10 protein-coding genes are annotated in these 12471 nt (G+C 46.1%); 4 read left to right on the top strand and 6 right to left on the bottom strand.

Features of this window, described 5'->3' with window-relative positions:
* The first annotated feature begins 385 nt into the window (after positions 1-385).
* The 4 genes from R8O10_RS00375 to hemN all read left to right on the top strand — a co-directional run bounded on the left by R8O10_RS00375 (position 386) and on the right by hemN (position 3638).
* Entirely contained in the window at positions 386-1024 is a 639-nt protein-coding gene (locus R8O10_RS00375; protein ID WP_005379250.1) for a class I SAM-dependent methyltransferase, read from the top strand.
* The gene (gene yihI, locus R8O10_RS00380; RefSeq protein WP_005379252.1) at positions 1024-1566 is read left to right on the top strand and encodes a Der GTPase-activating protein YihI; all 543 of its coding nucleotides are present in this window, start codon (positions 1024-1026) and stop codon (positions 1564-1566) included. Before R8O10_RS00375 ends, yihI begins: the two co-directional genes overlap by 1 nt.
* A 7-nt stretch (positions 1567-1573) precedes the next feature.
* Positions 1574-2062, top strand: a complete 489-nt coding sequence (locus R8O10_RS00385; protein ID WP_005379254.1) for a DUF2489 domain-containing protein — start codon at positions 1574-1576, stop codon at positions 2060-2062.
* A 184-nt stretch (positions 2063-2246) separates the two neighbouring features.
* Positions 2247-3638 carry an oxygen-independent coproporphyrinogen III oxidase gene (hemN, locus tag R8O10_RS00390; protein ID WP_017635016.1) on the top strand — a complete coding sequence of 464 codons (1392 nt, stop codon included), beginning with the start codon at positions 2247-2249 and terminating at the stop codon, positions 3636-3638.
* Between the two features lie 69 nt (positions 3639-3707).
* Here the strand turns inward: hemN and add are convergent, their stop codons facing one another.
* The 6 genes from add to glnA all read right to left on the bottom strand — a co-directional run bounded on the left by add (position 3708) and on the right by glnA (position 12336).
* Complete coding sequence (add, locus tag R8O10_RS00395) at positions 3708-4712, bottom strand: adenosine deaminase (protein ID WP_042522594.1); 1005 nt, start codon at positions 4710-4712, stop codon at positions 3708-3710.
* A gap of 147 nt (positions 4713-4859) precedes the next feature.
* Positions 4860-7406, bottom strand: a complete 2547-nt coding sequence (locus R8O10_RS00400; protein ID WP_053303413.1) for an EAL domain-containing protein — start codon at positions 7404-7406, stop codon at positions 4860-4862.
* A 102-nt stretch (positions 7407-7508) separates the two neighbouring features.
* Positions 7509-8912, bottom strand: a complete 1404-nt coding sequence (gene glnG, locus R8O10_RS00405; RefSeq protein WP_005379267.1) for a nitrogen regulation protein NR(I) — start codon at positions 8910-8912, stop codon at positions 7509-7511.
* A gap of 57 nt (positions 8913-8969) precedes the next feature.
* Positions 8970-10016 carry a nitrogen regulation protein NR(II) gene (glnL, locus tag R8O10_RS00410; protein WP_017821940.1) on the bottom strand — a complete coding sequence of 349 codons (1047 nt, stop codon included), beginning with the start codon at positions 10014-10016 and terminating at the stop codon, positions 8970-8972.
* Between the two features lie 133 nt (positions 10017-10149).
* Positions 10150-10731, bottom strand: coding sequence for a DUF4124 domain-containing protein (locus tag R8O10_RS00415; protein ID WP_136976535.1), 582 nt, complete (start codon positions 10729-10731; stop codon positions 10150-10152).
* A gap of 195 nt (positions 10732-10926) precedes the next feature.
* A complete protein-coding gene (gene glnA / locus R8O10_RS00420; RefSeq protein ID WP_005379275.1) occupies positions 10927-12336 on the bottom strand; it encodes a glutamate--ammonia ligase in 1410 nt (469 codons plus the stop codon).
* Positions 12337-12471: the final 135 nt, after the last annotated feature.

The following is a 12471-nucleotide window of genomic DNA, read 5'->3' on the forward strand; positions in this document are numbered from 1 at the left end:
GACGGTTAAGACAGTGAAACGGATCAGGCACAGGAAGTTGCTCAGTAGACAGGAAGTAAACGGATAGCCAAAACTCATCAGGAAGATGAAAAACAACTCTTTTTGGCAGGGAAAGCTCTAAAAACAAAGGGATCATTGGTGCACCAAATGTGTGCAACACAGTTTCGCCAATTGATGGCACTTAGAAAGCGACAGTCTGACTGTCGCTTTTTTTATATCCGTTGACTTGCTCAGTCGTAACTTGAATTGAGATTACAGCACTTACTTTAGCTTTATAGGTTGTAAACAAAGTTTTTTAACAAAAATTGCTGAAAAAATACTCAACAACACTCCAATCCGAGTTCACTTTCTGGTATGTTTCGCATCCCTGTTTGAGGAAGTCAGCATGCATACCTGTCCTTTATGCCAAAATCAGCGCACTCACCATTATTTTGAAGATAAGCGTCGTGAATATCTTCAATGTGAGCAGTGCAGCTTGGTATTCGTAAATCCAGACCAACGTTTGGATGCGGAAAGCGAAAAAGCTCACTATGATTTGCATGAGAACAACCCCGATGATTTGGGTTACCGACGCTTTTTGTCGCGTATTGCTGACCCGATCACAGAGCGAATTTCTCCACAATCAAATGGTATCGACTTTGGTTGTGGTCCTGGCCCAACGCTCTCCTTGATGCTGGAAGAGGCGGGGCACAACATGGCGTTGTACGATCTCTACTACCACCCTGATACGTCGGTTTTAGAAAAAACGTACGACTTCATGACAGCAACAGAGGTGATAGAGCACCTCTACCACCCAGATTTGGTGTGGAAGCAATGGTTGAATTTAGTTAAGCCAGGGGGCTGGATAGGCCTGATGACGAAAATGGTCATCGACGTGGAGGCTTTCAAATCATGGCATTATAAGAACGATCTCACTCACGTAGTGTTCTTTAGTCGTGACACGTTCCAGTTCCTAGCAGAGCGGGATAAGCTCGAACTCGAATTTATTGGTAATGATGTAATTTTACTGAGGAAACCCCAGTAATGAGCCGTAGTAAAAAATCTAGAAAACCAGGTGCCGCTGGTGCACCTGAGTTTGTTGTAACTCGTAACCGTACAGAATCTGATGTGGAAGGCCGCTTACGCAAGCGTGCTAAAAAGCGTAAAGGTCTGAAAACGGGTAACCGTAACTCAGAAGTTAACGAGCAGAAAAAGCAAGCTGCTGCACAAAATCGCGACCCGCGCTTAGGCAGCAAAAAGAAAATACCTCTGATTGTTGAACCTGCGAAGAAAATGACGAAGCAAGAGCGTCGTTTGTCGGCAGAGCAAGAACTAGAGATGCTAGAAAATGACGCGCAATTGAACGTGTTGCTAGACCGTATTGAAGCGGGTGAAAACCTGGGCACAGGTCTACAGAAATTCGTCGATGAGAAACTCGATCGCATTGAGAAGCTAATGGACCAACTAGGTTTGTTGGAACCTGAAGAAGAGGAAGACTTCACTGCACCTGCTGAGAAAAGCACGCGCAACGATGATGACTTGCTGGCAGATTTCGACGACATTAATTTCGACGACTATAAAGGATAATTAAGCTATGAATGTAACCTTATTAGCTATTGCTGGTGTTGTGATTATCATCGCACTCGCTTCTTATGCAGGTTACCTTCTGCTTCAATTGAAAAAGCAAAAGGAATTGCAGCTGAAGCATCAAAAATTGGCGATAGACAAACGTAACGCCAACATTTTTGAGAATGTGCATACCTTGTGTCAGGCGGGCATTCAAGGGCAGTGCGATTTATCTGAAATCAGTATCCGTGTGTATAACATCATGGATTATGTACAAGGTGAAGACCGCGTTGATTTCGATAAAACGTACCCTGCGATTTCTGAGCTTTACCACATAGTGAAAGATATGGCGCGTGGCGAAGAACGCCAACAACTTGCCAAGAAAGAGCGTATGCAACAGAACTTGACGCGTCATAAAGCGGAAAGCCGCCTCACTGATGCGATTATTGAGGAGCTCAAAGTGTTGCAGAAAAACGTCCAGCCACTGAATAATCAAATCAATATTCAGATGATTTAAGCGCGACCCCCAATAGTCTCCTTATGACTAATGGGGGTATCGTGATCACGCTAGCACTTCTTTAGTTTTATACTTAAAAAGCCAGTCGGCGTTGCCACGCTTGTCATCGTCGTATGGCAAAATAGCGGCTCTGAATATCGGGTGACGGCTTTCGTTGCCCTAGCATTTAACGGAAAGTACCACCATGTCGAATCAACACACTGAATCGAAACAGCAAATCGTCTGGGATCAAGCGGTATTGGATAAGTACAACTATTCCGGGCCTCGTTATACGTCGTACCCAACGGCGCTGGAGTTTCATGAAGCGTTCACCATTTCTGATTATGATATGGCATGCACTCAATACCCAGAACGCCCATTATCGCTGTACGTACACATTCCGTTCTGTCACAAGCTTTGTTACTACTGTGGATGTAATAAAGTCATTACGCGCCACTCGCACAAAGCGGATGAATACCTCGACGTGCTTGAACACGAAATTCGTCAACGTGCTGCATTACTTGTTGGTCGCACCGTGACGCAATTGCATTTTGGTGGTGGTACACCGACGTTTCTCTCTGAAAAGCAAATCACGCGTGTAATGAGCCTGCTACGCCAAGAGTTTACTTTTAGTAGCGATGCTGAAATCAGTATCGAGGTTGACCCGCGTGAAATCGAGCTGACCATGCTGGATCATCTGCGTAGTGAAGGCTTCAATCGCTTGAGCATCGGTGTGCAGGACTTCAACAAAGAAGTGCAAAAACTGGTGAATCGTGAGCAAGATGAAGAGTTCATCGTTGCGATGGTTGCGCGCGCAAAAGAGTTAGGCTTTCGTTCGACGAACCTAGATTTGATTTACGGTTTACCGAAGCAGACCAAAGAATCTTTTGCCAAGACTCTAGAACAAGTGCTAGAGATGCAGCCGGGCCGTCTATCCGTGTTTAACTACGCGCACATGCCACAGCTATTTGCAGCGCAGCGTAAGATTAAAGACGAAGACCTGCCAAAAGCAGAGGAGAAGATGGCGATTCTGCAAGACACCATCGCGACACTGACTGGTGCTGGCTACCAATTTATCGGTATGGACCACTTTGCTTTGCCGGACGATGAACTTGCTGTTGCCCAGCGCGAAGGTATTTTGCATCGCAATTTCCAAGGCTACACCACACAAGGTGAATGTGACTTGGTTGGCTTTGGTGTTTCTGCAATCTCGATGATCGGCGATGCGTACGCGCAAAACCAGAAAGAGCTGAAGAAATACTACGCTCAAGTCAACGAACTTCGTCACGCTCTATGGAAAGGGGTCTCGCTGGACTCTGATGATTTGCTCCGTCGTGAAGTGATTAAGCAGCTGATTTGTAACTTCAAGTTAGACAAGAAAGCCATTGAGTCTGAGTTTAAAGTGAAGTTTGATCAGTACTTTAAAGAAGACTTACAGCTACTTCAGACCTTCATCAACGATGAGCTGGTGGAAGTGGATGACAATGAAATTCGTGTGACGCTGCGAGGTCGTTTGCTGATCCGTAATATTTGTATGAGCTTCGATAAGTACCTGCGAGCGAAGGCGCGTCAGCAACAATTCTCTCGTGTTATTTAATCCGAGATACAGATTCAAGATATAAAAAATGCCAGCAGATGCTGGCATTTTTTTATGTTTTCGCTGGATTTAAGCGCGATCTTTTACTTTTTCTTTCAGTTCCGCTTTTTCTGCTTCTGAAAGGAACGCAATCTCAAGGCCATTGATTTGCGCTTGGCGAATCTGGTCTTGGCTCAGACCAGCGGCTGGTGCCGCTACTTCGTATTCGTATGGCAGTTCGATACCTTCAACCGCTGGATCGTCAGTGTTAAGACACGCAAGAACGCCATGCTCTAGGAACTGCTTGAGAGGGTGGTTTTCTAGCGTTTCTACCGTACTTGTTTGGTAGTTTGACGTCAGGCAAGATTCAATACCAATGCGGTTTTCTGCTAGGTAATCCATCAGTTTTGGATCGTGAATCGCTTTTACGCCGTGACCGATACGAGTTGCGCCTAGCTCATTGATTGCTTGCCACATGCTCTCTGCACCTGCTGCTTCACCAGCATGGACCGTTACCCCAAGGCCAGCATCGCGTACTTGCTTGAAGTGAGACACAAAGCGATCACCCGGTTGGCCTAGCTCGTCACCCGCAAGGTCGACGGCAACGATGTGATCTTTCTGGCTCAGAATGCCGTCCAGTTCTTGTTGACATGCGTCAGTACCAAATGTACGACTCATGATACCGATCAGGTTGGCTTTCACGCCAAAATCGCGCATACCCGCTTGCACACCGTCCACGACGGCTTCAACAACCCCCGCTACTGGTAGTTTGTGTTTCATCGCCATGTAGTAAGGAGAGAAACGCAGCTCTGCGTAATCGATTTGTGCGTTTAGCGCGTCTTCTACGTTTTCGTACGCGACACGACGACACGCATCTAGATCGCCCAGTACAGCAACACCCCAGTCGAGCTTAGAAAGGAAAGCAACAAGAGAGGGTTCCGCTTCGACAATTTGAACGTGAGGAGTGAGAGACTCAATATCGTACGCTGGTAGGGCAATGCCAAACTTTTGGCCTAGCTCAAGAATCGTTTTAGTACGAATGTTACCGTCGAGGTGACGGTGCAAATCAGTAAGAGGAAGGTTCTTCGTTATCATTTTGTCGATCCGGATAGTTATGAACTGGAACAGGGCCCAAACATCATCTGTGACAATACATGGGTAAGATTTGCAGTTAAGTATAAATAACAGTTGGGTAGATTGTCAGTAGAGGATGACTAGGAAATCAACGATTCTCGCTCTTTTCTACTTCATGTTCACCAAATGTGTTGGCCATTCTTCTAGTGGCATAGGGCGGCTGTAGTAGAAGCCTTGCACCTGATTACAGCCTAAAGAGCGCAGTAATTGTGCTTGATTGCTATCCTCGACACCTTCCGCGACGACATTAGTTTTGAGACCTGCTGTGATATTGATGACGGCAGCGACGACTGAACTGTTTAAGTTTTCTTGTGTGAGTTGATTGATGAAGGTGCGATCAATCTTCAAGCAGGTAAACGGCAGAGAGTGGAGGTAACCCAGTGATGAGTAGCCGGTGCCAAAGTCATCTATCGCGATACCAATACCCATTTCACGCAGTTTAGTCATATTTTCTAGTGTGGTCGGTGCGCTATCAATGATACGTGATTCTGTGATCTCTAGTGTGAGGTTACTTGCTGGTAATTTCGTGATATCCAATACGCTTGTCACCGTATCAACAAAACTTGGGCAAGATAGTTGATTAACGGAGATATTCACATGCAGTTGGAAGTCCGACGGCCACTGTTTGCTTTCGATCGCTTGGTAAGTGTCGCGACAAGCTTGTAACAGAATCTGTTGGCCGATGGCTTTGATCATGCCGCTTTCTTCCGCGATTGGGATAAAATCTAATGGTGACACCATACCTGAGTCGCTATGCCAACGCGCAAGTGCTTCGGCGCCACACACTGTGCCACTGACGAGATCCACAATCGGTTGGTAATGAGGAATAAACTCTCGGTTTTCAATGCCAGTTTGGATCTTGGTCAGCATTTGTGTACGAAACTTTGAAGCGCTCGCTAGTTCTGGGCTGTAGTGACAAACACCAGTCAGTGAGTCTTGTTTGGCGTAACTTAATGCGATGCTGGCGTTGCGTAACCATAAAGGCATGGTTTCGTTTGGCTGGGTTTGTACAATACCAAGTGAAATCTTCATCACTACATTCTCGCCTTCCACCATAAATGGGGTGGAAAAGAGTTGCTGTAATCGACGCTCGGTTTGTTTAATTTTGGTTTCCGTGTCGACATTTGAGAGAAACACCGCGAATTCGTCACCACCAATCCGAGCCAATAATGCGTTGTCACGAAACTGCTGTTTTAACCTTTTAGCGATGCTGACCAACAACTGGTCGCCGTTGTGATGACCCACACTGTCGTTGATATCTCTAAATTTGTTGATGCCAAGTAAAAATAAACTGCCGTGACAAAGATGAGACTGATTTTCACAGATTTCGACCAAACCCTGACGACTATATAAGCGTGTCAGAGAGTCATAAACCAACTGTTCACGCAATGCTTTGAATGAAGCTCTTAGATTGTTCGCCATTTCATTAAAAGCATGGACCAGTACGGTTGTCTCATACACATAACCAGGCTTTGGCATGCCGCTATCCCAATCCCCATTTGCCAGGTGCTGAGCGGCGGCGGCCGTCGCGTTAATTGGTCTGGTAACTCGGTTGAAAATGATCCAACTGATGGCGATACCAAATAGGCTTACAATAATGCCAACGAGCCAGCTCTCTTGCTGGCTTTTTGGTAACAGGCCGAGAAGCTCAGACTCCGAAATGGAGGTGCCGATAAACCATGTTAAGCCGTCTTGGTCTCGATACGGGGTTAGCCGACTGAAAATACGTTGGCCATCATGTTCAAATGAAAAAGTATAAGGTTGCTTGGTGTTGTTGAGATCGAAAGACCGGACTCGGCTCGCACTGATTTTGATGATCGGGTCTGCGTTTTCAGCGGCAAGCAAACGCTGCCCTTTATCCGAAAATTTTGTGCCCCATGAGATGACGCTTCCCGGGCCTGAGTGAGCGATTAAACGATGATCTGGGTCCATGATGTAGACCGACGCTTTAGTGTTGTATTTTAACTCGCGCAGGAATTCGTTGAATGTATTGATACGAATGTCTGTCACCAAAACACCAGCAAATTGGTCGTGTTTGTACACCGGCGTCATGGCTGATAGCGTAATATCCTGGCGTTCATCAGCATTGGTATAAATTTCAGACCAAGTGGCGTTTTGGCTCTCTGCAACGGGCTTATACCATGGGCGAGTGCGAGGATCGTATTGGGAGATAACCGTTCGAATGTTGTTACTCACATGGTTGGTTCCATAAATAACCAGATCACCATCGGTGTGGCGATCTTGCACCATTAAGGTGTAATCGTCGGAAAGTTCGCGGCGAAAGCCTGCAAAGTCGCCGTTTTCTGAACCAAATGCGATTACATCCAACTGCGGTATCGATTGGTAAAGATTTTTGAATGCACTTAGCAGGTAGTTTTGAATGTCTGAGGTATCGTGAGGGCGATAAAGGTTGTGATAGCTGACGTTGTGCGCGAGAGCCATAACCGCAGTAAAAGGCTTACGTAGATAGCTATTGAGGTGGTCGTGGACACTTTCGGTTAACACGGAAAGTTGCTTGTCACTGATATCCGTGACCACTTCTTCGTAACTTTGTTTTTGGACGTAGACAATGACACCGATCGCCAGTAAGAAGATCATGACAAATGGAATCAGAACAGCAGTACGCAGTGTAATTTGAGTCGTAGCAGTAGACATCGCCTAATCACATAGATGGTGGTGCGCCACAATTGTACTGATGTTTTTATTAATATCGAGTGACAAACGACGCTCGTTGTTAACGCACCACGTAAGTGATTGTCAGTACAATTCTTTTAATTTTCTGGTGAGTGTATTTCGCCCCCAGCCTAATACTTTAGCGGCATCTTGCTTATGACCTTTAGTGTGCTCTAAGGCTGCTTCTAATAAAATGCGTTCAAATTCTGGTAAAGCGTAAGAAAGTAGTTCTTTATCTCCTGCTGCGAGTGAATGCCGTGCCCAATCCGCCAATTGTTCTTGCCAACTACCATGTGCAGAGTCTGAAATGGATTTTTTCTCTTCTAGTAGTTCGCTTGGCAAGTCATTTGGTAACACCTCGCTACCACTGGCCATAACGGTTAACCAACGGCAAATATTCTCTAATTGACGCACGTTGCCAGGCCAATCAAGGCGGTTAAGAATCTCTACAGTCGACGGGTGGAGAGTTTTTGTTTCCACACCAAGCTCATCAGCCGCACGGATAAGAAAATGCTGTGTAAGCTTTTCAATGTCTTGCTTACGCTCACGCAGTGCCGGGATCTGAACGCGAATCACGTTTAAGCGATGAAATAGGTCCTCACGAAAGTCACCTTCGTGCACCAGCTTTTCTAAGTTCTGGTGTGTTGCCGCGACAATTCGTACATCGACACTGATCGGAGAGTGACCGCCCACTCGATAAAACTGCCCGTCAGCTAGAACGCGTAGTAAACGAGTTTGAATGTCCAATGGCATGTCGCCGATTTCGTCTAAAAATAGAGTGCCGCCATTGGCTTGTTCGAATCGTCCTTGACGAACATTGTTTGCCCCCGTAAACGCGCCTTTTTCGTGGCCAAACAGTTCTGATTCAATCAAGTCTTTGGGAATCGCCGCCATATTGAGCGCAATGAAAGGTTTGTTAGCACGTGGACTGTGACGGTGCAGTGCATGAGCAACGAGTTCTTTACCCGTGCCCGATTCACCGTTAATCAAGACTGAAATAGAGGAGCGAGAAAGACGACCAATGGCGCGAAACACCTCTTGCATCGCTGGTGCTTCACCGATAATTTCAGGCGTTTCTGCTGGAATGTCTTCTGGAGAGAGCTGCTCGCGTTTGTTTTCGTGGCTGTGTGCAATGGCTCGTTCAACCAGAGTTAAAGTTTCATCAATATCAAAAGGTTTTGGTAAATATTCAAAAGCACCTTTTTGGTACGCATTCACTGCCGCATCTAAATCTGAATGCGCGGTCATGATAATCACGGGAAGGTCTGGGTAATCGCGCTGTACTTGCTTTAGTAGCTCCAACCCATCAATACCTGGCATGCGAATGTCTGATACTAGAACATCCGGCACTTCGCGTTCGAGCGCCATTAACACGCTTTCTCCATCGGCATAGGTTTCACATTTGATGTTGGCAGAGGAGAGCGTTTTCTCCATTACCCAGCGAATTGAACTGTCGTCATCAACGACCCAAACATATCCTTTACTCATGTAGTAATCCTTGCAGCAAACCGAAAAACTGACGCGACTTGAAGTCCATTAGCGCACTCAGATCGGCAGATAAATAGTAAATGTTGTGTGACCAGGCCAGCTTTCTACGTCTATTTTTCCATTGTGCTGGTCGATCAAATTTTGCGAAATAGATAGCCCTAATCCAGTTCCTCCCTCGCGGCCACTGACCATGGGATAGAACAGCGTGTCTTGTAGTTCCGGTGGAATACCTGGGCCGTTGTCTGTGATTTCGACACGAGCAGCGAGTTTACAGCGTTTGCCGTGAATATTGGCTTGATGCACCGTTCTGGTGCGAATGGTTATTTTCCCGTGCTCTTGATGGCTAAGAATTTGTGCGGCGTTGCTGACGATATTAAGCATTGCCTGCTCGATTTGGTCTGTATCCATCAAAATCTCTGGCAAGCTTGGGTCATAATCTCGTTCAATGATGATTGAGCGTTGTGACTCTAATTCAACCAGTTGGCGAACCTTTTCAAGAATTTGGTGCAGATTCTCTTGTGTCTTCTTACCTGGCTTTTGCGGTCCTAGTAATCGATCCACGAGCGCCCTTAAACGGTCTGCTTGCTCAATGATGATGTGTGTATATTCGGTGAGAGAGGGCTCTGGCAGCATTTTTTCTAGCAATTGCGCCGCACCGCGTAAGCCGCCAAGCGGATTTTTAATCTCATGTGCAAGCCCTCGGACTAACAGCTTCGCTGCTTGTTGTTGGGCGTGTTGGTTCAGTTCTTGAGAGAGTCGGCGCTGCTGATCAATTTTGCGCATCTCGACCAGAAGCATCAACTGCTTTTGCCAAGTGATAGGGCTAACCGTCACCTCTAGCATTAAAGGGCGGCCATCAACAACGAAAGTGACGTCACTGTCGGTGATGCTTTGGCCACTTTGCAACGGTTGAGTGAGCAGCGCGAGATCCAGCGACGCATGCTGAATCAATTGAGAAAGTGATTGTTCAATAATTCGTTTGGCGCTTTGAGAAAACAGCAATTCGGCAGCCGGATTGGCATAACGGATGGCCAATCCATCATCAAGAATCAGCGTTGCTGTCACCATATTGTTGAGAATGGCACTAGGAAGACTGGTATCCACATTACGTCCTTGTTTTGCTTTAAGATTGTGCGATGCACAATAATGGTGCAATTGAACGTTAAGTATGGCGAATAAATCTTAGAAGAAAAAGTGAAAAGCATCGCTGTGATGTGATTTTTTTTCACCAGATATTCTATTTTGCCCCTTTTACGGTCGGCTTAACACTTGCTCTATGTAAATGCACCGTTATAGGGCTAGTAGATGCAATAAGCTTGCCGCTTCTTTTCGCGTGCACAGCAAGTGTGTGAGTGCCTCGGTCAATATTGTTTAACTGCCACACTATATGGTTTTGTGGTGCACCATAAGGTTTTCCATCGAGTAACAATTGCAATTGCTCACCGATACCGAGCTTGCGATTGGTTTCTAATTGAATATTGATGATGCCTCGATTGCTGCGGATGGTCTCGTTGTGCTTGGGGGTCTGCATTGAAAGTTCTAATGGAAGAGGCTTCTCGGTTGTTTTCTCTGGCTTGTTTTGTGATGCAGTAGATGGCGTAGTCTGAGGTGCGAGCGATTCAGTACTTTCTACCTCAGGAGCTGGTGCGCTGGCTTCAAGGTTTGGCAGTGCGATCGCTTTTGCTCCTTTGTTTGGCGTATCACTAAAGTGAACCACGCCATTTTCATCTACCCACGTATACGCGACCTGCGCGAAGGCGATAGAGGCGATTAACAATCCGCTGAGTGCACACAGTGATGGAATAAGCTGAACTTTCATTGCTCACCTTCTCTTGTTCGATGATTTCACGTTTCAATGGCTTAGCTCTTTGACCTGTAAGGAAAAATTCTAAGCGTATTTTTATTATCCCCTCATGTTAAACGTCGAAGCTTGAGTGGCGAATACAAAAAAGGCCCGCCTGCGAGGCGAGCCTAATATTTTATTGCTGTGTTTACATTTTACACAGTGTCGACCTTACACAGAGTAGTAAAGTTCGAACTCAACAGGGTGAGTTGTCATGTTTACACGCTCTACGTCCTGAGACTTAAGGTCGATGTATGAATCGATGAAGTCGTCAGAGAATACGCCGCCCGCTGTTAAGAACTCACGATCAGCATCTAGCTCTGCTAGCGCGTCTTTTAGTGAGTATGCAACAGTTGGGATTTCTGCTGCTTCTTCAGCTGGAAGATCGTAAAGGTCTTTATCCATCGCTTCGCCTGGGTGGATCTTATTCTTGATACCGTCAAGACCAGCCATAAGCATTGCTGCGAAACATAGGTATGGGTTCGCCGCTGGGTCACCGAAACGAACTTCGATACGACGTGCTTTCGGGCTTGGTACCACTGGGATACGGATTGAAGCAGAGCGGTTACGCGCTGAGTAAGCTAGCATTACTGGTGCTTCGAAGCCTGGTACAAGACGTTTGTACGAGTTTGTTGATGGGTTAGCGAATGCGTTGATTGCACGAGCGTGTTTGATGATACCACCGATGTAGTAAAGCGCCATTTCAGATAGACCGCCGTACTTGTCACCAGCAAATAGGTTTACGCCATCTTTTGCTAGAGACTGGTGAACGTGCATACCGCTGCCGTTGTCGCCAACAAGTGGTTTAGGCATAAACGTCGCTGTTTTACCAAACGCGTGAGCAACGTTGTGTACAACGTACTTGTAGATTTGGATTTCGTCAGCTTTGGTTGTTAGCGTGTTGAAACGAGTTGCGATTTCGTTTTGACCCGCCGTTGCCACTTCGTGGTGGTGCGCTTCAACAACAAGACCCATTTCTTCCATTACTAGACACATAGCAGAACGGATGTCTTGAGATGAATCTACTGGAGCTACTGGGAAGTAACCACCTTTAACGCCTGGACGGTGACCTTTGTTACCTTCTTCGTAGTCAGAACCTGTGTTCCATGCCGCTTCTACGTCGTCGATCTTGAAGAAAGAGCCTGACATGTCCGTCGAGAACTTCACGTCATCAAATAGGAAAAATTCTGGCTCAGGACCGATAAGTACAGTATCTGCAACACCTGTAGAACGCATGAAGTCTTCAGCGCGTTTTGCGATAGAGCGTGGGTCACGGTCATAGCCTTGCATTGTTGCAGGCTCTAAGATGTCACAACGGATATTTAGTGTTGCGTCTTCCGTGAATGGGTCAAGCACAGCAGAAGATGCGTCAGGCATCATTACCATGTCTGATTCGTTGATACCTTTCCAGCCAGCAACTGATGAACCATCGAACATTTTACCTTCTTCGAAGAAGTCTGCGTCGATTTGGTGAGCAGGGATCGAAATGTGCTGCTCTTTACCTTTTGTATCAGTGAAGCGTAGGTCAACAAACTTAACTTCGTTTTCTTGGATCAGCGATAGAACGTTTTCTACTGACATCTTGGATAACCTCCAGTGTTAATAAGCGGTAAAAGCTCGATTTATGAATTATTCATGAAACCTGGCATTGATTAATCAATTTGACTTTTCATTAATCGATGCTGTTTTAACTAAAGCCAAAACCGTGCCAAAAAA

This window comes from Vibrio sp. 1727 (assembly GCF_033344415.1).
GTDB lineage: Bacteria > Pseudomonadota > Gammaproteobacteria > Enterobacterales > Vibrionaceae > Vibrio > Vibrio alginolyticus.